Raw genomic sequence first — 25,084 nt, forward strand, 5'->3', positions numbered from 1 at the left:
GTTTAGTTAGACGCTGGAAGAGGAGGGGAGTTGCTCCTAATCTATGAAAAGTTTGGCGGTAATTATTGCTAGTTGATCATGAAAGAAAAAAAACAGAGCGGATTCGCTCTGTTCTGAATTCAGCTATACCATTACTAATCTGCAATATCGACCCAAAATTCCTCGTCCGCATCCAGTTTTATATCGGATCGGAACACGCGACGATGATATTGCTTATACATGTATTGCTCGATTGCTTCAATAATGTTCGCTTCAAGAATGTATTGGCTTCGGCCCTTGACCCACACTTCGGCTGTAAAACCGTATTGCTCCTCCCATGAGAGCTGAACCTCCACGTCCGTAGGGCTAACCCCTCTGCGATCGGCATAATGGAGGCAGACAGCATTTAATATCTCGTCCGTATAAAGACGCACGCGCTAGTAACGACTCCTATCGTCAGGCCGCCTGCGATTATGTCGGAAATTGTTCCATATAGCGCGTATAATCATAACGACGGCGATAATCGCGATTACGTTTATGAGCAATCCGAGCAGATTGCCGAAGGCGCCCCAACCGCTGAACAAACTGCCGAACAGCAGTCCGGCAATTCCGCCGACCATTAATCCTCGGAAGAAGCTGCCACCGCTCCAAAATCCCGTTCGCCCCGCTCCGGTCGCAGCTCCGGAACGCGCTCCGTTATTCGTCTGGCTTGTATTGTCCTTTTTCTTTGGGGTCTCCGTATAACTTTGCCTTGGTGATTTGATGCTCCGTCTTGGTTTAGCGTCAGCAGTTGAATGGAAGCCGACTGTCATAACGATCGACAGGGCCATGAGCATCAGTATTCCTTTTTTCATATCAAGTTCTCCTTGGATGCGATTTTTGGTACGGTGCCAAAGCGACGGCGTGAGCAAGTTAAACACTAAGCACATTGCTAACATAAGCAATTACAGCTAATATATACGGAGGTTGCTTGTCATTATTACTGATCGCTTATGCAGGAGGTTCGAATGAATACGATTCCTGATTCCTATGTTTCCTATTTGGTTGAGTTTCATGCAACAAGGGATTATTTTGAATGCCATGAACTGCTAGAAGAGTATTGGAAAGAACACCCGAATGACGGCATGTCGGATATATGGGTCGGCTTAATTCAATTAGCAGTGGGTCTTTACCATGAAAGAAGAGGCAATCGCAAGGGAGCATGGATGATGCTGGAGCAATCCCGTCTGCGATTAGCGGGATCTGATTTGCTTCCGCTTGGTCTAAGCCGCGAGCCGTTGATTGGGATGATTGACGAACGGCTTAGTGGGTTGGGAGAGCAGAGTTTTGTTCATGTCTATGCGGACATGGACTTACCGATTGCGTCGGAAGAGGTAGCTAGGCTTTGTGAAGAAGAATGCGCAAAGCGCGGGGTGAGATGGGGAGAACCAAGTCCATTAACGAACGAAGCCCTTATTCATCGCCATAAGCTTCGTGACCGGAGCGAGGTTATTCTAGCCCGGGAGATTTCGCTGCAAGCGAAACAAAAAGAGCGCAGAGGCTAGTCCGTATTGGACAGCCGCTGCGCTTGCTTTTACTCTTTATCTTTCGGCAAGCCTTCCGTTACGAGCTCGAGCGCGCCCGTCTCAGGATCGATGATGAGTCCGTGGACGAGTACGGCTCTAGGCATAAGCGGGTGGTTGCGAATAATGTTAACGCTGTTAATGACGCTGTCCTTCACGTTGTCGAAGCCAGTCAGCCAGCGCATGAGGTTAAGACCGGAATGCTTAAGCGTATTGATGGTGTCCATCGGTATCCCGCGGTCAACCATATGCTGAATGATTTCTTCGGGGTTGATGCCTGTCATACCGCAGTTATGATGCCCAATGACGAATACTTCATCGGCTTGCAGCTCGTAGACTGCGACGATGATTGATCGCATAATGTTGCCGAACGGCTGAGTGACGATAGCGCCGGCATTTTTAATGATTTTCGAATCGCCATTTTTCAGGTTCATCGACTTAGGAAGCAGCTCGGTCAGTCTAGCGTCCATACAGGTAAGAATAACCATTCTTTTGTCGGGAAAACGGCTCGTCGCGTATTGCTCGTATTCCTTGTTCGCAACGAAGCTGCCGTTAAAATCTAAAATGGATTCGAGCTTATTCATCGTGTTGCCTCCAATTAGCTGTGTATTATGTGCTGCTCTTCAAAAACCGCAGGTTTGTCGTATAAATCTGATTGTCGCTCTTCAAGCTGAAGTTGTCCCGATTCGGGTCGTAATCGACACGCAGCTTCGGCTCGTAGAACACTTCATGGCGAGGCTCGAACCAGTAGGGAAGGGGATCGCCTTGCTCCTGGCGGTCGTCGACACTTGGACTATCTATGAGCTGGAGGGCCGGTACGCCGCTAACGACGCAGCCGCAGCCTTCCGTATCGTGGAGCAGCTTAAGCTGCTTCGTACCGTCGGATAAATAGGGGCCGAGCTTATCGGCAGCAGACTTCGAGAATGTAATATGCATATGATGACCTCACTTCCTATCTATCGCTTGCATTTTATGTAGGTTTAAGTTGATTATAAAGATAGGAATAAGTAAGATCAAGTTAAGTTCCGTTTAATGGAATCCAAGTTCAATATTGGGCAGAGAGGCGGTAATCTGATGTCAATATCAACCAAAGAAGCGCTAACCAGCTTTAAAGAAAGAATTCATAAGCTCAAGAGCTATGAAGAGGCGCTAGGCGTCCTCTACTGGGATTTGCGCACGGGCGCGCCCCGCAAAGGAATGGATACGCGCTCCGAAGTGATTGGCGCATTATCCGGGGATATGTTCAAGCTGGCTACTTCGCCTGAGCTTGGTGAATGGCTGTCTGTACTAGAGCAGAATGCTGCATATGCCGAATTGAATGAGATTGAACAGAAGCTTGTGACGGAGACGCGCAAGGATTATGACCGTAGTGTAAAAATTCCTCCGCAGCTGTATCAGGAATATGTCATTATTTCATCGCAAGCCGAGTCCAAGTGGGAGGAATCGAAAGCGGATAATGATTATGCCGGCTTCCAGCCCTACTTGGAGAAGGTGATATCGTATACGAATCAATTCATCGATCTATGGGGAGCGAAGGTGACTCGGTATGACACGCTGCTGGATCAATACGAGCCCGGCATGACAGTCAAGGAGCTGGATCACGTATTCGGCGGCCTTAGAGAACAGCTCGTACCGCTTGCGGCAGCGATTGCCGCTTCGCCTCATCAGCCTAATACTTCGTTCTTGCGTCAGCAGTTCGATAAGTCAGCTCAGAAGTCGTTCAGCCAGTACATACTGAAGCAGATGGGCTTCAGCTTCGAGGCCGGCCGCCTCGACGAGAGCGCTCACCCGTTCGCAACGGGTCTTAATCCCGGCGACGTTCGCATCACGACGCGTTACTTAGAGGATGATGTCCTAAGCGCGTTGTTTGGCACGATTCATGAAGGCGGTCATGCGCTCTATGAGCAAAATATTATGCCGGAGCTTATCGGAACGACGCTCTGCACAGGGACGTCGATGGGCATCCATGAATCGCAATCCCGCTTCTGGGAGAACATTATCGGACGCAGCCGGCCGTTCTGGGAACAGAACTTCAGCCAACTGCAGAAGCAGTTCCCTGGACAACTGGATGTGTCGGTAGATGAATTCTACCGCGCTAACAACGTCGTGCAGCCTTCTCTCATAAGGATTGAGGCGGATGAGCTGACGTATAACTTGCATATAATTATCCGCTACGAGATCGAGAAGCTTATCTTCAATGAAGGGGCGAAGGCGGCTGATCTGCCTGCGATCTGGAACGAGAAGTATAAGCAGTATCTCGGCATTACGCCTCCGAGCAATGCGCAAGGTGTATTACAGGACGTCCACTGGTCCGGCGGCGCATTCGGTTATTTCCCATCCTATTCGCTAGGCAATATGTACGCTGCGCAAATCGCCGATACGATGGAGAAGGAGCTGGACGGCTTCTGGTCGCTTGTAGGCAAGGGCGAGCTGCTGCCAATCAAGGAGTGGCTGACCGAGCGAATCTACAAATACGGCAAGCTGCGTACCCCGTCGGAGCTCATTCAGAGCGTAACGGGCAAGCCGCTTGATCCGCAGCATCTTGTTCGTTACTTAACGAACAAGTATACGGAAGTCTATAAGCTCTAACGAACACGTTMATATAGAAGAGCACAATCGAAGATGGCAGTTCAAGGATAATCCTTGAACTGCCATCTTTGTTTATGTTAGACCGATTCACCGCCCAGAGTATTTCTGCATAGGCTGATGTACATCTACTAACGAGAATGAAGGCGGAGGGATTGGTATGAAGAGACGCATTATAACAGCGCTGCTGCTAGCTGTCGTGCTTACGATAACGGCTGTGCTTGCGGGCTGTGGCAAAGGAGATTCGGAGAAAACGAAAGTCCGGATCGGCGAGGTAACGCGGTCGCTGTTCTATGCACCGCAATACGTTGCGGTAGAGAAAGGATATTTCACGGAGGAAGGACTTGATGTTGAGCTTACGACTACGCCAGGCGGCGACAAGACGATGACGGCACTGCTGTCGAATGTCATTGACGTTGCTCTTGTCGGCTCGGAAACGTCGATTTATGTGTATCAGCAAGGAACGGATGATCCGGTCATTAACTTCGCGCAATTGACGCAAACCGACGGCACATTCCTCGTCGCCCGCGAGGCGGATAGCGCATTCGACTGGAATACATTGAAGGGCAAAACATTCCTCGGCCAGAGGAAGGGCGGAATGCCGCAAATGGCGGGCGAATTCGCTCTGAAGAAGCTGGGAATCGATCCTCAAGCGGATCTAGAGCTGATCCAAAACGTTGATTTTGCCAATATTCCGGCTGCATTCGCTTCGGGAACAGGCGATTATGTCCAGCTCTTCGAGCCAACGGCATCGATCTTCGAGAAGGAAGGCAAAGGTCATGTCGTTGCCTCCTTCGGTACGGAAAGCGGGCATCTGCCTTACACCGTGTTCATGGCCAAACAAAGCTATATCAAGAAGAACGAGAAAACGATTCAATCATTCACGAATGCAGTTCATAAAGCGCAGCTGTGGGTGAAGGACAATAGCGCCGAAGCGATTGCCGATGTTGTATTGCCGTACTTTGAAAATGTCGATCGCGACATCCTCATAAGTTCGATCGATCGCTACAAGCAGCAAGGCTCATTCGCAACCGATCCGATCGTCGACGAATCGGAATGGAATAACTTGCTGGACGTCATTACGACGGCAGGCGAGCTTGAGAAGCGTACAGAACATGATGTGCTCGTCGATACGAGCTTTGCAGAGAAGTCGATCAAATAACCAAAGTGATGTGGATAGCAGAAAGGAGGGATGTTATATGGCGATAGTTCCCGTACTTGCGCTGCGGCAGCTATCTCATGTTTATGTGAACGCGAAAGGTGCTTCGCTTGCGCTGGAGCAGCTGGATCTTCGTGTCGAGCGAGGCGAGTTCGTTAGCCTCGTCGGCCCGAGCGGCTGCGGCAAGACGACCGTGCTGAGTCTGCTTGCCGGATTATTCCCGCCGACGAAGGGGCAAGTGCTGCTTGACGGCGAAGCTGTCGCCGGTCCTTCCCCGAAGGTAGGCTATATGCTGCAGCAGGACTTCCTGTTCCCTTGGCGTACGATTCGCGATAATGCGGCTGTCGGTCTTGAGATCAGCGGCCGCAAGACGCCGCAGGCGATGACGCTCGTCGATGAGCTGTTAGCCGAACTAGGGCTGCCGGACTCTGGGCGGCGTTATCCGCATGAATTGTCCGGCGGCATGCGCCAGAGGGTGGCGCTCGCAAGAACGCTTGCCACCGAGCCGGAGGTGCTGCTGCTCGATGAGCCGTTCTCAGCGTTGGATCTGCATATTAAGCTGCAGCTAGAGGATCTTGTGCACGAAACGCTTACGCGCAGAGGGAAGACGGCGGTGCTTGTCACCCATGATCTTGCTGAGGCTGCCGCGATGAGCGATCGCGTCATCGTGCTTGGCCGTAATCCCGGCCATATCAAATGCGAGGTCGTTATTGACGAGGAGCTTCGCCGGGTTAGTCCGATGGCGGCAAGGAGATTGCCGAGCTTTCAAGCGACGTTCGAGCAGCTATGGGCGGAATTGGATGCAGTGGAAGACGAAGGAGGAACTCGGAATGGATGAGCGCGAAACGCGGCAAGCAAGCGGAGCGAATGAGTCCGCCGACGTTCAAATCGCGGGCGTGAAGGAAGATCGGCTGAGCTGGATGGGCGCTCTGCATGCGAGCTACCGCATAAGGATGCGTAAGCTGTCAGCAGCGGTAGCCGTAACACAGGTCGTGCTGCTTGTCTTATTTGTAGGGTTATGGGAAGCAGCGGGAAAAAACAAATGGATCGATCCTCTTTTGTTCAGTTATCCGTCTAAGATGGCTGCACAACTATGGCGTACGATGTCCGATGGCTCGATATGGCCGCACGTCGGCATGACAGTAGGCGAGACGGTTGTCGGGTTCGCGCTTGGCACGCTGCTCGGCACGGCGATGGCTGCGGCTCTATGGTGGTTTCCTTTTCTCTCCCGCGTATTCGATCCGTACCTTGTTGTGCTTAACAGTATGCCGAAGGTGGCATTAGGACCGATCTTTATCGTCGGTTTAGGGCCAGGTTTCATGTCGATTGTAGCGGTTACGCTGTCGGTGACCGTTATTATTACGACGCTTAATATTTATAACCGGTTCCGCGAGATCGACGCCGGCTTCATTAAGGTCGTCAGGCTGTTCGGCGCTTCGCGCGGCCAGCTGTTCAGGCTCGTCATTCTGCCTGCGTCGTTTCCCGTTATTATCTCGACGCTCAAGGTGAATGTCGGTCTCGCATGGGTTGGCGTTATCGTTGGCGAATTTCTCGTCGCGAAGCTCGGACTCGGTTATTTGATCATATATGGCTTCCAGGTGTTCAACTTCACGCTCGTATTATCCAGTCTTGTCGTGATCGCTGCGGTTGCCACGGTTATGTATCAGCTTGTTGCCGCGCTGGAGAGAAGGTTGACGGCCGGCTGGCGCGAAAGGTAGGATGGAGTCAACATCTTACTAATCGCGAGGAAGTTTACTATGGGCATACGTGTCGTCAAAACAGCGCTAGCCGCTATCGCAGCAATTTACACAGCCGTCTATTTCGGCCTTGAGCCCCCGCTTGGAGCGGGCATTCTGGCTATTCTCGGCGTCGAAGTTACGAGGATGAAAGGGCTGAAAAGCGCAATCGTCCGATTTATTGCTTCGGTTCTGGGACTTTTTTTGGCATCGCTAATCTTCACGCTGTTCGGTTTCCAAATCTGGGCGGTTGCGGTCTTCATCTTGATTACTTTTCCGATTCTTTCACGCTTCCAACTGAAGGATGGAATCGTAACGAGCTCGGTCATCGTCTTCCATCTGTTTAACAGAGAAGAAGTGACGTCAGCCATTATCGGCAACGAAATTATGCTGTTATTCGCTGGCCTCGGCTGGGCGACCGTGCTCAACTTCGTCTATATGCCGAAGGACGAGAAGCAGTTGACGAGCAATCGGCTGGCAATCGAGGACAATTTCAGCGTTATTTTCACAGAGATGGCCTTGACGCTACGCAATCCGTCCCATGTATGGGGCGGTGAGGAATTGCTGGCTGCATTCCAGGCAATTGAGGACGGCGCGCAGCGCTCCATTCGCAATCGCGAGAATCGGATATGGGGGCAGGAGCACTATTGGTCGACTTACTTCGAGATGAGACGACAGCAGCTAGATTCCGTGCAGAAGATGCTAGTCGAACTGGCCTTTGTCTACGAGAAGTGGCCGCAGGGTGTCCTTATTGCCGAGCTGCTCGAACGGCTTGCCTCCGACGTGAAGTCGGAGGTTTACGAAGGCTCGGTCGAGACTCGTTTGCAGGAGTTGTCGCTGCGGTTTCGAGGTATGGAGCTTCCGAGAACGCGCGAGGAATTCGAAGTGAGAGCTGCACTGCTGACTCTGCTGCACGAGCTGCAAAGATATTTGGCCATCGCCAAGCGACTCAAGCGTAAACGGCTTTCGCTAAGCACGAACCGTTAGCTGCGTCTTTGCGCAGCTCGGTTCTGTGCCGTCCTTGGAGGCATAAGCTTCCGTTTCGCGGTGAAATAGAGGCGTAAGGATGTGTGAAACTCATACCTTCCTATATTTCAAAAAAAGAAAAGTCATTTTGTCCGAACAGGCGTCATAGCATATAGAGGGAGAAAATTCGTTGCGAGGATCGCGAAGAAATATAAGCTGTTATATAAGAATATCGCTTATATATATCTTATATTTCCGAAAAAGAAACAGTCACCCTAGACGAATGTCCTGCATACACTTTAAATGAATGATTGTATGGAGGAGGTTAAATCAATGACTATTGCAGATAAACAGCTTCAGTGCAGAGAAATCATTACGAAAGCTGTCTGCGGCAAAGGTCGTAAGTTTTCCACTGTAACCCATACCGTAACGCCGCCTCATCATCCGACCAGTATTCTGGGAGCATGGATTATCAACCATCAGTATGAAGCGGTTCGTTCGGGCGACGGTATTGAGGTAATCGGTACTTACGATATCAACATTTGGTATTCGTACAGCAAAAACTCGCAAACAGACGTAGCTAAAGAATCCGTACATTACGTGGAGCATGTCGCTCTCTCTTATGTAGATCCTAAACATAGGGCGGCGACAGAAGAAGTGTCCGCAGACGTGCTGCAAGAACCTAACTGCATCGAAGCGAACATTTCATCCAACGGCTCAGGCGTCGTTATCCGGGTTGAACGGGAGTTTTCGGTAGAAATGATTGCCGAGACTAAAGTTTGCGTCGCCGTTATTCCAGGCGGTTGCGACGACCTGGACGGCAAAGATTTGGAATTCAGCCTCGGCGGCGATGAGGACTACGAGGATTTGGATCCAGATTTACTGGACGATGAGCTCTAAGTAAGCGGGTAAGCGCTACTGCTACAGTATCATATGCTGCGCGAGCAGTATGTCGAGGGCGAAAGCCCTCTTTTTTTTGAAAAATTATAGGTAAGCGTGGATTTGGGCGGAATCGTGAGCACTCAACCAACGTCAATCCAACATCCAACCAACGTCACAAAGCGGCTAATAACGGGAATTTCTCCTGTTAATATGAATCGTATCAAGCATTTAAGAACATTAGCTGGAAATTCTCCTGTTAATTTCGTCCATTTCACTCATATAGATCATTTCGATAAAAATTAACGGGAGAAAATCCAGTTATTGAACAGATTGCGGGCAATCACGCTCAAATAACGGGAGCAATTCCAGTTAAATTGTAAGGGTGGTAGCTATGGCTCTGGAGTTATGATCAATTATTTGCGGCAAAGGCGGCGAGACGATGGGCTCGACTTGGATATGGCGCGGCAACTACGACCGAATGGAACGGGTAGATACGACCGGTCAGCTGAATCGCTCAGCTGGCGAGCGTGCAGGGAAGCCGCTGTCGGCTCAGGGGTGGATAGCTGTGAAAGAAGGCGACGCCGTCATTGTCTGGAATGACTCGCGGCCCTTCGACGAAAGCCGCTTCAAGCCTATTTGGGTTCTTAATGCCAAAGCCGCTCAAGCTGCACGTATGGGAGAGGCGGATAGGGAGCGCATATGGAAGCGCGCAGGTCTAATTGGCGTTAAACCGCTTGAGAGTGTTCGCATTTACTTGGTGCGGGTATATCATCTTGAGGCAGTATCCGTGGAGCGGCAGGGCAGCGGGGGTAAGGTAATCGACAGTCAGGTCGCGACTGACGATCCGCTCATTCGGCGGGTTGTACGCGCCGCCGTACAGGGGTTGTACGCCCTCGGCCTCGATATTGGCGAGGCCGAGGTGGCGCTTGGCGGGGACGGGCGCACTGCCGTCCGCGCGGTATGGCCGCAGCTGCGGAATGCGCAGCTTGAGGCAGAGGCAGCGCAGCGCTTCGCCGCGTGGTATGCGGCGGAGAGGGCGGCGGTGACGGATCGGAGGCCGCTGCTGATCGGCGCCGATCCGGAGTTTGTGCTGGTGACGCCGGCAGGGCGGGTGGCTGCGGCGTCGCGCTTCTTCGGCGCGGATACGGGCGGCGCGGCCGGCGCGGACGCGATGCTCGTCGGGCGGCGGCTCGTGTATCCCGTCGCCGAGCTGCGCCCTGAGCCGGCCGCTGACCCGGCCGCGCTCACCGCGGGCGTGCGGCGCTTGCTGCTCCGCGCCGCGCAGCGAATCGGCGACCCATCGCTGCGCTGGGCCGCTGGAGCCATGCCCGTGCCGGGGCTCGCGCTCGGCGGGCACATCCACCTCAGCGGAGCGCCGCTTACAACGCGCTTGCTCCGCCTGCTCGACAGCTTCGCGGCATTCCCGCTCGCTCTCATCGAAGACCCCGCCGGGCGAGGCCGCCGTCCCCGTTACGGAACGCTCGGGGACTATCGCCTGCAGCCGCATGGCGGGTTCGAGTACCGCACGCTGCCGAGCTGGCTCGTCTCGCCGGCAGCGGCCAAAGGCGCCTTCGCGCTTGCGCTGCTGTGCGCGCGCGAGGCGTGGACCTTGCCATACATACCTGCTCTGGAGGAGCGGTATGTCGAAGCGTATTACGCCGGCGACCGCGCAGAGCTTGCCGGCTGCCTGGACGGAATTACCGCGAGCTTAACCGCCGCGGCGAGCTGGCGCGATCTCGCGCCGTACATCGAGCCGCTGCTGGATGCGGCCCGACGCGGCGCGAGCTGGAACGAGAAAGCGGACATACGTTTGAAGTGGCGCATCCCACTAAATTAATGTTGTAAATTATTATTGTCATAAATTTATTTTTAACAATACTCGAGTCACCTCTTTMACAATTTGTTGCGAAGGCGGTGGCTTTCTTCATATATTGTTCCTCGCTTCAGAAATAAGACGCATTTCCCATCCTAAAACCCCCATATGAACGATAGTCGATTCCTCTAAGCGGTTATTTCCATCTTATTCTCCCCGCACCGTTTCTCTATGCGCATATGGCGTACATCTGTTCCGCTTGGTATAATAAAAGTCTATTGTTCACGTTACTCGGAGAATGGTTCACATTGCCATTGTCCCGCATTGCCCATGAGGAGGCTCGAAATGTCAACCTATACCCCGATGATTCAACAATATCTTGCTGTTAAGGAGCAAGCGAAGGATGCGTTTTTATTTTTTCGCTTAGGCGACTTTTACGAAATGTTTTTCGACGATGCGATCAACGCATCGCGCGAGCTGGAAATAACGTTAACCGGCCGCGAAGGCGGCACGGATCAAAAAATACCGATGTGCGGCGTTCCCCATCATTCCGCGGAAAACTACATAAGCAGGCTGGTCGAGAAAGGGTATAAGGTAGCGGTTTGCGAGCAAGTCGAGGATCCCGCGGTTGCGAAAGGCGTTGTGCGGCGCGAGATTGTTCGCATTATTACGCCGGGAACCGTTATGGAGACGAAGTCGCTAGAGGGCAAGTCGAATAACTTTATCGTTGCCGTCGTGCAGTCGGGCGGAATGCTTGGCTTATCCGCATGCGACTTGTCAACGGGCGAACTATACGTAACATCTGTACCCGATCAGCTTGAAGCGCTTATCGACGAAATTAACGTATATCAACCAGCCGAGATTGTCGGCGATACCGTCTTGATGGACAAGCTGCAAGGCGCGGCAGTATGGAATCGCCAATTGCTGCTAACTGCTCGCGAACCGATGGAGCAGGACAAGCTGCAGCAGCAATTCAAGTCCGGTGAGCTGGAGAGTCTCTCGCAAGCGCGATTACTAGCTATCAGCGTCCTAACAGGATACCTTGAAGAGACGCAGAAGCGCTCGTTAGGCCATGTTCAGAAGATCAGCTCCTATGAGCCGAACCAATATATGATTTTGGACCATTATACTCGCCGTAATTTAGAGCTTACGGAGACGGTGCGAGACCGCTCCAAGAAGGGGTCTCTGCTTTGGCTGCTGGACCGCACGCAGACGTCAATGGGTGCAAGGATGCTTCGCAGATGGATCGATAAGCCGCTTCTAAGCAAGTCGGCTATCGATGCCAGGCTGGATGCGGTGGAGGAGCTCTATCGCAATCTGATCTTAAGGGAAGATATTCGCACTGAATTGCAGCCGATCTACGACCTTGAGCGACTAGTCGKCAGAGTGGCGTTCGGCAGCGCGAACGGCCGCGATCTCAATGCGCTTAAGAGCTCGTTGCGCCGCATACCGGGATTAGCCGCATTATGCGATCAATCCGGTTCTAAGGTGCTTCGCGAGCTCGTCGCAGGCGTAGACGATTGCGGTGATTTGGCAGATATGATCGATACGGTTGTGGTTGAAGATCCGCCTGTAACGATTCGTGAAGGCGGCCTTATTCGTGCCGGCTACGACGACTACTTGGATCAATTGCGCGAAGCGAGCACGAACGGGAAGCGCTGGCTGGCTGAGCTGGAGCGTCAGGAACGTGAAGCTACTGGCATCAAGACGCTGAAGATCGGCTACAACAAAGTTTTCGGTTACTTCCTTGAGGTGTCCAAAGCGAATCTCGCCATGCTTCCGGAAGGACGTTATGAGCGGAAGCAAACGCTTGCCAATGCCGAGCGTTTCGTGACGCCGGAGCTTAAGGAGAAGGAACGTCTGATTCTCGAAGCCGAGGACAAAATGGTCGATTTGGAATACGAGAAGTTCATCGAGCTTCGCGACCATCTTTCTTTGCATCTGCACCGGCTTCAACGTGCTGCTGCGATTATCGCAGAGATTGACGCTTATCAATCGCTGGCTCATGTGAGCGCGGAGCGACGATACGCAAGGCCGCAAATTAACGAGGCTTATGACCTACAGATCGAAGACGGCCGCCATCCCGTTGTAGAAGCGATGATAGACGGTACGCCTTTTATATCGAACGGCACATCGCTGCGCAAGGAGCAGCAATGGATGCTTCTCATTACCGGACCGAATATGGCCGGCAAAAGTACGTATATGCGCCAAGTTGCGCTCATCTGCATCATGGCCCAGATTGGCTGCTTCGTCCCTGCCAAGTCTGCGGTTATTCCGCTTATCGACCGGATCTTCACCCGAATAGGCGCGGCTGACGACTTAATCGGCGGTCAAAGCACGTTCATGGTCGAGATGAAGGACATTCAGATTATGACCGAGAAAGCGTCGGCAAGCAGCCTTGTCATCATTGACGAGCTTGGCCGCGGCACTTCTACAGGTGAAGGCATGGCTATCGCACAAGCGGTTATCGAATATGTGCATCATCATATCGGCTGTAAAGCGTTAGTCTCGACGCATTTCCATGAGCTTGCGCATTTGGAGGATTCGTTGCCGGCGCTTGCGAACGCGCGTATGGCGGTTGAGGAGAGCGGCGACAACGTCACCTTCCTGCGCAAGCTTATATCCGGAGCGGCGAGCACGAGTTACGGTATTTATTGCGCGCAGCTTGCCGGGTTGCCGCAGTCCATTATCGGCCGCGCCTATGAGCTGCTAGAGGATACGGAGCATTCGGTACCTCCGACACCAATACCTGCTGCTGGCAAGCCGGTACCATCAATCGAAGCAATAGCCGAATCTGCTGCCGCTTACGAACCGGCTGTCGTTTCTTCAGTTACGACAGACGTCGTACAGCTGTCAATCTTCGACGAGCCTCCGCCAGCGGCTAAGCGCAAAGCGAGCCCGAAGGCGGAGCAGCTTGCCGAGCAGCTGCGCAAGCTGGATTTATTCAACTTAACGCCTATGCAAGCCATGCAATGGCTGAATGATATGAAGAGCAAGCTGAACGACTAATCGCGAAGCGAAGGGAGGTCAACCTGCGTTATGGGAAAAATCAAAATACTGGATGAGCAGCTTGCCAACCAAATCGCTGCCGGTGAGGTTGTTGAACGGCCTGCTGCCGTCATCAAAGAGCTTGTCGAGAACGCCATTGATGCGGGCAGTACGACGATCGATATCACGATCGAAGAGGGCGGCCTCACCCTAATGCGTGTCGTTGATAACGGTTATGGTATAGAGGCATCCGACATCTTGACGGCTTTTCAACGCCACGCGACCAGCAAAATATCAACGAGCAGCGATTTGTTCAAAATCGCCAGTCTCGGTTTTCGTGGCGAGGCGCTGCCAAGTATCGCGGCGGTATCGCGTTTATCTTGCACGTCAGCCGATACCGACACGGGGCTTGCTAGACAAATCGTCATAGAGGGCGGCAATATTACCGTCAACGAACCGGCCAATGCGCCGCAAGGCACCGATATGATCGTTCGGGATTTATTTTACAACACGCCTGCAAGGCTCAAATATATGAAAGCGATCCAAACCGAGTTAGGTCATATTTCCGACTATGTGAATCGGATCGCATTAGCTCATCCGGGTATCGCCTTTACGTTCAAGCATAATGGCAGCACGCTGCTGCAGACCGTTGGCACAGGCGACAGACTGCAAGTCATAGCGGCTATATACGGTACGAATACGGCCAAGGCGATGCTCGCGGTAGAGGCGGAAAGCTCCGATTACGAGCTTCGAGGCTATATCTCCAAGCCGGAGCTGACGAGAGCGAATCGCAACGGTATTACAGCCATTGTGAACGGCCGCTATATACGAAGTCATGCCATAAATCAAGCATTGCTGCAGGCTTATCATACGCTGTTGCCAATCAACCGTTATCCGCTTGCCGTTATTGAACTGGGAATGCATCCAAGCTTGCTTGATGTGAACGTTCATCCATCCAAGATGGAGGTTCGATTCAGTAAGGAGGCCGAGCTGCGCACCCTGCTAGAGGAGGCTGTTCGCAAGGTGCTTGGCAAGCAGCGTTACATTCCCGGTCCTGACGCCGGTAAGCAGGAGCGCTCCAAGCCGCTGTTCGTGCAGGATACGATCTCGTTCCATCGGTCCGAGGAGCAAGTATCGACATCGCTGCCGTCCATTGCCGAGATCGCGGCATCTAGCCAGCGTGAGACCAAATCAGCATATGCCAGCCCAAATCGAACTGAAATTCCCGCGTGGACTAGGACGCAATCGACGGCTGTATCGCGATCGAACCCAAGCCCGAGCGCGTATTCTGCCCMTTATTCGGCAAGCGCGGATAAAGAATATGTACCGCCTGATGCAACGAACCGGCTTTATTCGCCCCAAAATATTGATAAGCAAACGAATACTATCATTCGGGAACAAACAGCGCCATGGCCTGAGCCGCCGCCAGTTGTCGAGGCTTCCGAACCGGCTATTGAACAGGAGCAGATTGAAAGTCAGAAGCCTGCTTTTCCTGAGCTGCACTGGATTGGACAGCATCACGGTACGTACATTGTTGCGCAAGCGGAGGACGGGCTGTATCTGATTGACCAGCATGCGGCGCATGAGCGAATTAATTATGAGTATTATTACCGCAAGTTCGGCAATCCCGAAGCGGCAAGCCAGCAATTGCTCGTTCCGCTGACGCTGGAGTTCACGCCGGGCGAGGCTTCGCAGCTGCGCGAGCAGCTTCATCTATTCGCGGAAGCAGGGGTAGAGGTGGAGCCTTTCGGATCGCAAACCTTCCTTGTTCGCTCCTATCCGGAGTGGATGCCTAGCGGCGAGGAGAAAGCGATCATCGAGGAAATGGCTGAGCTGCTTATGGCGGAGAGAAAGTCGATCGATATTGCAAAGCTTCGCGAGAAGGCGGCAATTATGTGTTCCTGTAAGGCATCGATCAAAGCCAATGACCGGATGAACCGCGAAGAAGGCGATGCCCTACTCAGTCGTCTTGGCGCATGTGAGCAGCCTTATACTTGTCCGCACGGGCGACCCATTATCGTACATCTGTCTACCTATCAGCTGGAAAAAATGTTCAAACGGGTGATGTCATGATTGTCACGACAGCGCCTAAGCCATCTGATCGAGCTGCAGCGCAGGCACAGCGGCTTGCGTTAGAGTTATCGGCGAAGTATATGCTTCGCCGCAATCTAACGGTTCGCAAGCTGGCCCGGATGAGCAGCGATGGTAGGCTCATCGTTGTAACGGAGAATGAAGTGCGCTATTATGAGGGGCAAAGCGACTTACCGCTGTACTTCCACCCTAGCATGGCGTTCGTTCGGGTGAAGCGGCTTCGCAAAGGCGAGACTGATCCGCTTATTGAGCTTTCTCGCTGCCAAGAGGGCGATTTCGTTGTCGATTGCACAGCGGGTTTCGCCGCCGATTCCCTCGTCTTCTCATACGCCGCAGGAGAGAGTGGAAGCGTAGTCGCAATAGAAAGCGAAGCTGTCCTCTGCGCGATCGTACGGGAAGGCTTAGCCGCTTACCGTACCACATTAGAAGATGTTGATGCGGCGATGCGCCGAATTACGATGATCCGCGAAAATCATTTGGATTATTTGAAGTCTTTGCCGGACCGAAGCGTCGACATTGTTTATTTCGATCCGATGTTCAGACAGCCGATCCACGAGTCCAGTTCGATGGAGCCGCTGCGGATGATTGCCAATATGAATGAGCTGTCAGAGCAGTCGGTTGCCGAAGCGAAGCGTGTTGCGCGCAAGACTGTGCTCATGAAGGAGCATCAAGCGAGTGCGGAATTTGGCAGGCTCGGCTTCGAGCGCCGCCATGTCAATACTTCGAAAATCGCATATGGAGTGATACAGATTGATCAATAACACCAGTGAGAAGGAGAGTAATAACGTAGGTGCAGGCAAGCGGAAGCAGCCTCTGCTCGTATTAATCGGCCCGACCGCAGTTGGCAAAACCCGCACGAGTCTCGATATAGCCAAGGCATGGAATGCCGAGATTATATCTGGCGATTCGATGCAAGTATACCGTGGGATGGATATCGGTACAGCGAAGCTTCCGCTCGAAGAAAGGGAAGGCATCCCTCACCATTTGATTGACATTTGCGAGCCCGATTATGCGTATTCGGTTGCCGACTTTCAGACGGAAGCCATTAAGTGCATAGAGGACATTGCAAGCAGAGGTAAGCTGCCCTTCATCGTTGGCGGCACAGGCTTATACGTGGAGTCGGTCTGTTATCAATATCAGTTCGCCGAGATGGGATCAGATGAGCCATTCCGCCGCGAGATGGAGCTGTTCGCACTGGAGCAAGGTGCCGAGGCGCTTCATGAACGGCTTCGATCGGTCGATCCGCAGACGGCTGATCGGCTCCATCCGAACGATCAGCGGAGAGTCATTCGCGCCCTTGAGGTGTTCCATCTGACCGGACAAACTTTCAGCGAGCAACAAGCCGGGCAAGTAAAAGAGTCCCCATATGAGCTATGTATCGTTGGGCTTACGCTTGACCGGGCAGAGCTGTACAGCAGAATCGAGCAGCGCGTTGATCTCATGATTGAGCAAGGGCTGGTTGCGGAGGTAGGGTCTCTATTAAATGAGCATCATTTGCCTGCCGGTACGGTATCGATGCAAGGTCTGGGGTACAAGGAAATCGCTGAGTATTTACAGGGTGAATGTACGTTAGAAGCGGCTGTAGAGCGCCTTAAGAGGGACACCAGAAGGTTTGCTAAGCGTCAGCTATCGTGGTTTAGACATATGAAAGACATTCATTGGATCGATATGGGGGAAAATTTTCACAACAATTTGACCTCGATTCATGATATAATAGCAGGAAAGCTTCAAGTCAATCTTGAATATACTTCTAATCAATCTCTTTAAGACGGGGGTAACGTCCAATGAACAAATCAATCAATATTCAAGATACTTTCCTAAACCAACTTCGCAAAGACAGTATACCGGTCACGGTTTTTTTGATGAATGGATTCCAAATTCGGGGCGTTATTAAAGCATTCGATAACTTTACAATCATTATTGACAGCGAAGGCCGTCAACAAATGGTTTATAAGCATGCGATATCGACGTTCACCCCGCAGCGCAACGTATCGCTCATGCAGCAGGATCAAAGCGGCTCTGACGCTTAAGACTCGGCAGTATGTGAAACTTTCTTATTAGGTGTCACGTTTAATTAGATAGCGGCATGCAAGAGCAACCCGCTCGAAGCTGGGTTGCTCTTTTCATTTCGTGGGAAGTATAAAAAACAGAGACAGCATACGGATGGCAGGAGGGGAATCAGCAATGGCTGAACAACCACGAAAAAAAATGGCAACAAAAAAAGGGAAAAAGAAAAAAATATCAGGTCGCAAATTGTTTTTTGGATTATTTTTTACAGTCGTAATCGCAATCGTTTGCGGGATTATTGGGTATTTGTTCATTATTTTGAACGGCGAACGATTGTTGGATGAAAATGGAAGCAAACTTGATTTCGGTGAAGCTTCCATCATTTATGATCAGAACGACAAAGAAATTGCAAGGCTGTACGATCCGGTGCAGACTCGCGACGTAGCGGAATTCTCTGAAATTCCTGAGTTATTGTTTGATGCAATTGTAGCGACGGAGGATCAGCGCTTCTTCGAGCATTCGGGCATCGACTTCTTCGCGATCGGACGGGCCGTTGTGAAGGACGTCATCGCTCGCAGCGCTGTAGAAGGCGGAAGTACGATTACGCAGCAGCTAGCCAAAAACGTGTTCCTGAGCGCGGACAAAACGTTCTTCCGTAAAGCGACGGAAGCATCGATCGCGGTTGCGCTCGAGCAGCAAATGTCCAAACAGGAAATTTTGACGATGTATTTGAACCGAATCTTCTTCGGCGGAAGGATATACGGAGTCAAGCGTGCTTCGGAATATTACTTTGATAAGGATGTTAAAGACTTGGAGCTTTGGGAGGCTGCAACGCTTGCAGCAATGCCTAAGGCGCCTAACAGTTACAATCCGATCAAGCACCCAATTAATTCGAAGGAGCGCAGAGCCGTCGTTCTTAAGCTGATGTACGATCAGAAGTATATTACGCTGGATCAGATGGAGGAAGCTAAGGCCGTAGATTACGTGCCTCCTAAGAAGGTCGAACAAGACCAGCAGGACGTTTATCAGGCTTATGTCGATTACGTTGTTGAAGAAGCGATGGAGAAAACGAAGCTGTCGGAGGAAGAACTTCGGATTGGCGGATATCAAATCTATACGTCTCTTAATCAGCAAGCGCAGAAGTCGGTTGATAAGGCTTTCAACAACGACGACAACTTTGAGCAAAGTCCCGATGAACAGATCTCCCAAGCGGCGATGATCATTATGGATCATCGCGACGGCACGATTCAGGCGATGGCCGGCGGACGCGACTATGTGATTAAGGGAACTAACCGCGTCGTAGCGAAACGGCAAAGCGGTTCGACGATCAAGCCGATCTCGGTATATGGACCAGCCATAGCTACTGGCAAGTATTTCCCGTGGACAGAGCTTAAGAATGACAAGAAATGTTTCGGCAGCAATTATTGTCCGAGAGACAAGTGGGGACCTGTTCCTGTTACGATGAAGCAGGCGATGAAGGACTCCCGCAACCTGGCGGCTGTATGGACACTGAACGAGATCGGCATAAAGCGCGGCATTTCTTATGCGGAGAAGTTCGGGCTGGAAGTGACGGAAGACAATAACAATCTTGCCATTGCGCTTGGAACGATCGAAGCTACACCGCTTCAGATGGCAACCGCATATAGCGTATTTGCAAATGGCGGCAAGTCAGTCGATCCCCATACGATTCGGAAGATCGAAGGCGGCAAACAAGCTTCTTACACGTATAAAGCTCCTGCAGTCAAGCAATTGATTTCGGAACAGGAAGCATGGTATATGACCGAAATGCTGCAAGCCGTTGTTGAAAAAGGCGGCTCCGGGGTGAAAGCGAACTTCGGACGGGCGCTTGCAGGCAAGACCGGAACGACGCAACACGGTATTCCGGCAAGCGAAGGCTATAAGGGCAACGGTATACGCGACGCTTGGTTCGTCGGCTATACACCGGAGTGGACAGCGGCGGTATGGATGGGATACGATAAAACAAATGCGACGCATGTCTTGGAGAAGGGAAGCCCGCAGGCGGCTGCTTTCTTCGCTAAGGTGATGGAACCGGCAATGAAAGGCATGTCCAGCTCCAGCTTCAATCAACCGGGAGGCGTGAAGGACGAGAAGCCGCCGGTGGGCATTCAGAACTTCAACGCGGTTTACTTGCCGGAAGAAGCGAAGGTTTATCTTACTTGGGATCAGCCAGAGGAAGAGGGCATGACGTACAAGGTGTACCGCAAGGAAGCTTCAGAAGCGGAGTTTATCCATTTCGTTGATTCAGTAAATACGAGTGTCGACGATATGAGCGTTTTCCCGGGCATGACGTACGAGTATTACGTGACGTCGTACGATGCCGAATCGGATCAGGAAGGTACGCCATCGGCTAAAGTATCGGTAGCCATTCCTGAAACGGAAATCGAAATTCCTGATATTCCGATGGAGCCAACGCCAAGCGATGATATCGATCCAGGAAATGGAAATAACGGCGGCAACGGTGATGGCAACGGCAACGGTGACGGCGGAACGAACTTACCGGGAGAACCAACACAACAGCCAGGCAATCCGGATGAAGGAACCGGTGAGCCTACCCCTACCCCAGATTCAGGTGACGGCGGTCAGAATGGCGGCCAAGGTAATAGCAATACGCTTGGAAATACAGGGGAGGACGGGAATACGGCAGAAACGGGTGGGTTGTAATGAGGTTAGGAATGAAAGCCAGTTTTGCCGGTTTGATTGTTTTGCTCGCCGCAGCTCTGACATTGTCAGGCTGCGGCGGGAAATCGAACGGCAAGGATGGCGACCATGCACAGAAGACGATGAGCTGGGACAAGATGCCTGAGATGTCCATTGATCTCAATAAAGAGTACTCAGCTACATTCGTAACAAGCAAAGGCGAGTTCACTGTTAAGCTTTTCGCCAACGAAGCTCCAGTAACGGTTAATAATTTTATTTTTTTAGCCAAAGAACAGTTCTACGACGGACTTAGCTTTCATCGCATTATTGAATCCTACATGATCTTGGCAGGCGATCCGAAAGGTGACGGAACGGGAACGCCGGGTTACACCATTCCCGATGAGCTGGACACGGATTTAAATTACGAGCCTGGTGTGCTTGCAATGATGAATGCAAGCGCTCCTAACACCGGAGGCAGTCAATTTTTTATTTGCACKGGCGATGACGCCGCTAACTTGAACAAAGCACCGAACTATTCGATCTTTGGCAAGGTTGAGAGCGGGATGGATATTGTACAAGCCATTGCGAAGGCGCCTGTCAAGGATAACAAACCGGTGGAAACKATACTCATCGAATCGATCACCATTCAAGAATCATAGCAGTTTGCGGAATCGTCGTCCTTTGTGGACGGCGATTTTCGTTTTTTAAATTGAAAGCTTGGTTTATTTTCATAGTCTGCTGGAGAAGAGCGTTAAGATATGGTAATCTTTTTTTATAGTGTAAATTCATTGTTGATGGTCGTATGGTGCGCGCAAGATGGATCATGAGAAAAGAGGAGCATTCGCATTGATTTGCGGGCTTTTCCCAAATGAACGGAAAGGTACGTTCCGCATGAAGAGAAAATTTTCTGACCGGGCCAACTGGAGGCGCATTTTGCGCAAGAGCTATTCATGCCTAGCGCTGGATGGCGATGAGTTCAAGGGCCTTGTAACGTTTTACCGCATACACGAGCTGCGCGAGCCGCTGTGGAAAGAGTATAACGGCCGTCGTTATTGCTTAGCGGATCGCGGGTATTTGTGGATGCAGCACTTTCCCAAGGGCGAACATTTCGTCGTAACGACGATGTTCGATGATAAGGGCCGAGTCGTGCAATGGTATATCGACGTATGCAAGACGCAAGGATTGACCGATCAACAAGTACCGTGGTTCGATGACCTCTATTTGGACGTCGTTGTCCTGCCAAGCGGAGAGGTTTTCCTCATGGATGAGGATGAGCTGGAGGACGCACATAAATCCGGCGATGTGAACAACAAGGATGTTGCGCTTGCGCGCAAGACGGCAGGACGCTTGCTGTCGAGCATCCGCAACGGCAGGTTCCGGTATTTCACGCTGAGCCTCAAGCATCGGAAGAGCTTGATGGAGCGTGCCGGAGAGTTAAGTGAATCATGAGGGCAGCTGCACAGAAGAAGAGCAGACCACGCAAACGAACGAACAAGTTTCGGCCGTGGCTGCTCTTGTTTCGTTTGTCCGCGTGGCTGTTAGTCGCTTTGGTTCTATGGTGCGGTTATTTGTTGTGGTTAATAAATAACCACGTTAACGATAACTTAGCAGAAGCAGATGCCGGTATTGTGCTAGGCGCTGCGATGTGGGGAGATGCTCCGAGTCCTGCGCTTCGTGAAAGGCTCGAGTACGCTTACAGTTTGTATGCAGAGGGTAAGGTAGATTTTCTAATATTATCGGGCGGCCATGACGCGAACGGTGCAGTGAAGTCAGAGGCTGAAGGTATGCKGGACTATCTTTTGGCAAAAGGTATAACAAGCGACAAGCTGTTGCTAGAGGACAAGTCGCACAGTACGTATGAAAACTTGCGCAATAGCCAAGCTATTGCAAATGACCATAACTATTCCAGCGTCATCATTATTACGCATGATTATCATGCGGCCAGAGCGGCTTCAATCGCTAAACACTTGAAGTTCGCCGAAGCGCAGGTTGCGGGTACGAAGTCTGAAGTGCTGAACCCGGTCTATAACGAATCGCGCGAAGTGCTCGCTTTTACGAAATGGAAGCTCGATTCGATACTGTTGCTGTTCGGATTTATTTCACCTGATCCGATGCTGTAAATCTGCTAATAAGCGCAGCCAAGCTAGAATAAGCTTGTAGTGCGGGCAGACGCTGCCATAAGGCGATGGCCGTTTACCGTTTAAAATATAGCAAAGTATAAGTTTCACTCTTATCCCTATGCCTATATTTCTCCGGAATGAAACGCGCCTCGCCGCCAAAGGACGGCGATAGCCGTTTCACCTTGCACCTGAAAGGATTGGTGATGCGACAGATGAACGGACATGTTGTAACGGGCACGAGCAGCGGATCTACTAGACCGTCTCGCCAAATTAACGTTGTACTTCGAGGGCAGGAGTCTGTTCAAGGAGCGGCAGCAGCGCAAGTCTACGAGCCGGAGCCGCAGCTGGCGGTCAAGCCGCTGCCTAGCGTGGATCACTTTGCCGATATTCAGAAAGAGCTTGAACCAATGGTCGGTATGGATAACGTCAAATCGTTAGTATATGAGATATACGCGCTCCTATATGTGAGCAGAATGCGCTCTGAGGCGGGCTTATTCGGTGGCTCTCATGTGTACCATATGATTTTTAAAGGCAATCCCGGTACCGGCAAGACGACAATCGCCCGCATCGTGGCAAAGCTCCTGCAGAAGATGGGAGTGCTGACGAAAGGCCATTTGATCGAGGTTGAGCGTGCCGACCTGGTAGGCGAATATATCGGCCATACGGCACAGAAGACACGTGATCTCGTACGTAAGGCGATTGGCGGCGTTCTGTTTATCGATGAGGCATATAGTCTTGCGCGAGGCGGGGAGAAGGATTTTGGCAAGGAAGCGATTGATACCTTGGTCAAGGCGATGGAAGACCATCGGAATCAATTCGTCCTTATACTCGCCGGCTATCCGGCTGAGATCGAGAACTTCTTGTTAACGAATCCCGGCTTGCCGTCACGCTTCCCGATCCAGATCGAATTTCCCGACTATACGATCGATCAACTCGTTCAGATAGCCGAAATGATGGCTAAGGATCGGGATTATGTGATGCAGCCTCAGTCAATATTCAAGCTCCGCCAGCATCTCATGCAAGAGAAGCTGAATGCCATGTTTTCGTTCAGCAACGCGAGATATGTGCGCAATACGATCGAGAAGGCGATTCGCTATCAGGCGGTGCGGCTTCTTAGTCAATATGCCAACTCTATTCCCGGCAAGCAGGAATTAATGACCATACGTCCAGAGGATCTGAGATGGGAGACGAAAGCGTAAGCGACGATTCCCAAGAGGAGCACGATATGAGCGAAAAAACCTATGATACGAACACCGGCTTGCATGAAAAAGCGATCCTAATTACGCTCGTCACCTCAGAAGGTGAACGATCCGGCGGCGATCCGGAGCATTCCTTGCAGGAGCTCATCCAATTAGCGGAGACAGCTGGCGTAGAAGTACTGACGACGATTAAACAAAATAAAGATAGTGCCGATTCCAGATGGTTTATCGGCAAAGGCAAAGTGCAAGAGGTAAAGGCGGCCGCAGAAGAGCTTGGGGCTACTACCGCCATCTTCGACCAAGAGCTGTCCGGCGCTCAGGTGCGGAATCTCGAAGAGTCGCTTGACCTCAAGATCGTAGACCGTACGCAGCTTATTCTTGATATTTTTGCCGGACGGGCGAAGACCAGAGAAGGCATCATTCAAGTGGAGCTGGCGCAGCTCAGTTATTTGTTGCCTCGGTTGTCCGGCCATGGCCGCAATCTGTCGAGACTAGGCGGAGGCATTGGCACGCGTGGACCGGGTGAATCGAAGCTGGAGATGGACCGCAGGCATATTCGGGGACGAATCGCAGATTTGAAGGCACAGCTGGAGGAAGTCGTGCGCCATCGCAAGCTGCACCGCGAGCGTCGCAAGAAGGCTGGCGTAACGCAAGTAGCCCTCGTCGGTTATACGAACGCAGGCAAGTCGACTTTGTTGCGAGAGCTAACGAATGCGGATGTCTACGTCGAGAATCAGCTGTTCGCAACTCTCGATCCTACATCGCGTATACTTGGTCTGCCGAATGGGCGAGAGGTTATATTGACCGACACGGTAGGTTTTATTCAAAACTTGCCGCATGATCTTGTTGCTGCGTTCCGTGCTACATTGGAGGAGGTCAATGAAGCTGATCTCGTCCTGCATGTAATAGACAGCAACTCGCCTATGCGTGATGAGCAGATTGCTGTCGTTGATCGTATACTAGAGGAGCTGGGCTCTGCTGGCAAGCCGCAGATTAGATTGTATAACAAAAGAGATTTATTTCTTGCAGATAATAACAATATTATTCATGCTCTGCCGCGTACATCCGGCGATAATATTGTAATAAGCGCCTATGAGGCAGATGATCTTGCGCTGCTGCGGCAGGCAATCCAAGATAAGCTGACGGGCGATACGCTAGTCTTCGTATTACCGGCTGAGCGAGGGGATTTGATTGCTCTTGCTTACCGCAGCGGCGAGGTTGTGGATAAGCAGGTTGGGGAAGACAGCTTAAGTCTGACTGTTCAAGTAAGCAGACAGCAATACTCGCTTCACGGACAGCCGCTCAAGGCATATGTGAAGTAACGAAAATTAGGTTGTA

At 51.6% G+C, this 25,084-nt stretch carries 23 protein-coding genes; 19 read left to right on the forward strand and 4 right to left on the reverse strand.

Annotation, left to right across the window (positions count from 1 at the left end; translation table 11 throughout):
- Window positions 1–134 precede the first annotated feature (134 nt).
- Together AC1DF0_RS13095 and AC1DF0_RS13100 are read right to left on the reverse strand one after the other, a co-directional pair.
- On the reverse strand, window positions 135–413 hold the full coding sequence (locus AC1DF0_RS13095) for a YxcD family protein (protein WP_337101446.1): 279 nt from the start codon (window positions 411–413) through the stop codon (window positions 135–137).
- 3 nt (window positions 414–416) lie between these two features.
- The gene (locus tag AC1DF0_RS13100) at window positions 417–833 is read right to left on the reverse strand and encodes a hypothetical protein (RefSeq protein ID WP_477574295.1); all 417 of its coding nucleotides are present in this window, start codon (window positions 831–833) and stop codon (window positions 417–419) included.
- Window positions 834–986: 153 nt separating this feature from the next.
- Here AC1DF0_RS13100 and AC1DF0_RS13105 point away from each other — a divergent pair, with 153 nt between their 5' ends.
- On the forward strand, window positions 987–1,523 hold the full coding sequence (locus AC1DF0_RS13105; RefSeq protein ID WP_477574296.1) for a DUF309 domain-containing protein: 537 nt from the start codon (window positions 987–989) through the stop codon (window positions 1,521–1,523).
- Window positions 1,524–1,552: 29 nt separating this feature from the next.
- On the opposite strand, the gene AC1DF0_RS13110 is transcribed toward AC1DF0_RS13105, so the two are convergent.
- Both AC1DF0_RS13110 and AC1DF0_RS13115 read right to left on the reverse strand, forming a co-directional pair.
- Window positions 1,553–2,125 carry a beta-class carbonic anhydrase gene (locus AC1DF0_RS13110; RefSeq protein WP_442052590.1) on the reverse strand — a complete coding sequence of 191 codons (573 nt, stop codon included), beginning with the start codon at window positions 2,123–2,125 and terminating at the stop codon, window positions 1,553–1,555.
- Between the two features lie 25 nt (window positions 2,126–2,150).
- Complete coding sequence (locus AC1DF0_RS13115) at window positions 2,151–2,477, reverse strand: iron-sulfur cluster biosynthesis family protein (RefSeq protein ID WP_477574297.1); 327 nt, start codon at window positions 2,475–2,477, stop codon at window positions 2,151–2,153.
- Window positions 2,478–2,615: 138 nt separating this feature from the next.
- Here AC1DF0_RS13115 and AC1DF0_RS13120 point away from each other — a divergent pair, with 138 nt between their 5' ends.
- From AC1DF0_RS13120 to hflX, 18 genes are all read left to right on the forward strand, one after another.
- A complete protein-coding gene (locus tag AC1DF0_RS13120) occupies window positions 2,616–4,130 on the forward strand; it encodes a carboxypeptidase M32 (protein WP_477574298.1) in 1,515 nt (504 codons plus the stop codon).
- Window positions 4,131–4,287: 157 nt separating this feature from the next.
- Complete coding sequence (locus AC1DF0_RS13125) at window positions 4,288–5,289, forward strand: ABC transporter substrate-binding protein (RefSeq protein ID WP_477574299.1); 1,002 nt, start codon at window positions 4,288–4,290, stop codon at window positions 5,287–5,289.
- Window positions 5,290–5,326: 37 nt separating this feature from the next.
- Window positions 5,327–6,124, forward strand: coding sequence for an ABC transporter ATP-binding protein (locus AC1DF0_RS13130; protein ID WP_477574300.1), 798 nt, complete (start codon window positions 5,327–5,329; stop codon window positions 6,122–6,124).
- Between the two features lie 82 nt (window positions 6,125–6,206).
- Window positions 6,207–7,004: an ABC transporter permease gene (locus AC1DF0_RS13135; protein WP_442052607.1), complete on the forward strand. Its 798-nt coding sequence runs from the start codon at window positions 6,207–6,209 to the stop codon at window positions 7,002–7,004.
- A gap of 39 nt (window positions 7,005–7,043) precedes the next feature.
- Window positions 7,044–8,009 carry an aromatic acid exporter family protein gene (locus tag AC1DF0_RS13140; protein ID WP_442052595.1) on the forward strand — a complete coding sequence of 322 codons (966 nt, stop codon included), beginning with the start codon at window positions 7,044–7,046 and terminating at the stop codon, window positions 8,007–8,009.
- 312 nt (window positions 8,010–8,321) lie between these two features.
- On the forward strand, window positions 8,322–8,888 hold the full coding sequence (locus AC1DF0_RS13145) for an outer spore coat protein CotE (RefSeq protein ID WP_337101436.1): 567 nt from the start codon (window positions 8,322–8,324) through the stop codon (window positions 8,886–8,888).
- Between the two features lie 421 nt (window positions 8,889–9,309).
- Window positions 9,310–10,707 (forward strand): putative amidoligase domain-containing protein, encoded by a 1,398-nt coding sequence (locus tag AC1DF0_RS13150; RefSeq protein WP_477574301.1) that lies wholly within the window; start codon window positions 9,310–9,312, stop codon window positions 10,705–10,707.
- Window positions 10,708–11,028: 321 nt separating this feature from the next.
- The gene (gene mutS, locus AC1DF0_RS13155; RefSeq protein WP_477574302.1) at window positions 11,029–13,692 is read left to right on the forward strand and encodes a DNA mismatch repair protein MutS; all 2,664 of its coding nucleotides are present in this window, start codon (window positions 11,029–11,031) and stop codon (window positions 13,690–13,692) included.
- A gap of 30 nt (window positions 13,693–13,722) precedes the next feature.
- Entirely contained in the window at window positions 13,723–15,744 is a 2,022-nt protein-coding gene (gene mutL, locus AC1DF0_RS13160; protein WP_477574303.1) for a DNA mismatch repair endonuclease MutL, read from the forward strand.
- Window positions 15,741–16,523, forward strand: a complete 783-nt coding sequence (locus AC1DF0_RS13165) for a class I SAM-dependent methyltransferase (protein WP_477574304.1) — start codon at window positions 15,741–15,743, stop codon at window positions 16,521–16,523. Before mutL ends, AC1DF0_RS13165 begins: the two co-directional genes overlap by 4 nt.
- Window positions 16,513–17,529, forward strand: a complete 1,017-nt coding sequence (gene miaA / locus AC1DF0_RS13170) for a tRNA (adenosine(37)-N6)-dimethylallyltransferase MiaA (RefSeq protein ID WP_442052600.1) — start codon at window positions 16,513–16,515, stop codon at window positions 17,527–17,529. The genes AC1DF0_RS13165 and miaA overlap by 11 nt, the downstream gene beginning before the upstream one ends.
- A 17-nt stretch (window positions 17,530–17,546) precedes the next feature.
- Window positions 17,547–17,792, forward strand: a complete 246-nt coding sequence (gene hfq / locus AC1DF0_RS13175) for an RNA chaperone Hfq (RefSeq protein WP_307201349.1) — start codon at window positions 17,547–17,549, stop codon at window positions 17,790–17,792.
- A 154-nt stretch (window positions 17,793–17,946) separates the two neighbouring features.
- Entirely contained in the window at window positions 17,947–20,451 is a 2,505-nt protein-coding gene (locus AC1DF0_RS13180; RefSeq protein ID WP_442052601.1) for a transglycosylase domain-containing protein, read from the forward strand.
- Window positions 20,452–20,462: 11 nt separating this feature from the next.
- Window positions 20,463–21,086, forward strand: coding sequence for a peptidylprolyl isomerase (locus AC1DF0_RS13185; RefSeq protein ID WP_477574305.1), 624 nt, complete (start codon window positions 20,463–20,465; stop codon window positions 21,084–21,086).
- A gap of 232 nt (window positions 21,087–21,318) precedes the next feature.
- Window positions 21,319–21,876: a ribonuclease FAU-1 family protein gene (locus AC1DF0_RS13190; RefSeq protein ID WP_337101429.1), complete on the forward strand. Its 558-nt coding sequence runs from the start codon at window positions 21,319–21,321 to the stop codon at window positions 21,874–21,876.
- Window positions 21,873–22,547: a YdcF family protein gene (locus AC1DF0_RS13195; protein WP_477574306.1), complete on the forward strand. Its 675-nt coding sequence runs from the start codon at window positions 21,873–21,875 to the stop codon at window positions 22,545–22,547. Before AC1DF0_RS13190 ends, AC1DF0_RS13195 begins: the two co-directional genes overlap by 4 nt.
- Window positions 22,548–22,759: 212 nt before the next feature.
- On the forward strand, window positions 22,760–23,746 hold the full coding sequence (locus tag AC1DF0_RS13200) for an AAA family ATPase (RefSeq protein ID WP_477574307.1): 987 nt from the start codon (window positions 22,760–22,762) through the stop codon (window positions 23,744–23,746).
- 26 nt (window positions 23,747–23,772) lie between these two features.
- On the forward strand, window positions 23,773–25,068 hold the full coding sequence (gene hflX, locus AC1DF0_RS13205; RefSeq protein WP_477574393.1) for a GTPase HflX: 1,296 nt from the start codon (window positions 23,773–23,775) through the stop codon (window positions 25,066–25,068).
- Window positions 25,069–25,084 lie beyond the last annotated feature (16 nt).

It is taken from the genome of Paenibacillus sp. 05T425, from assembly GCF_056396205.1.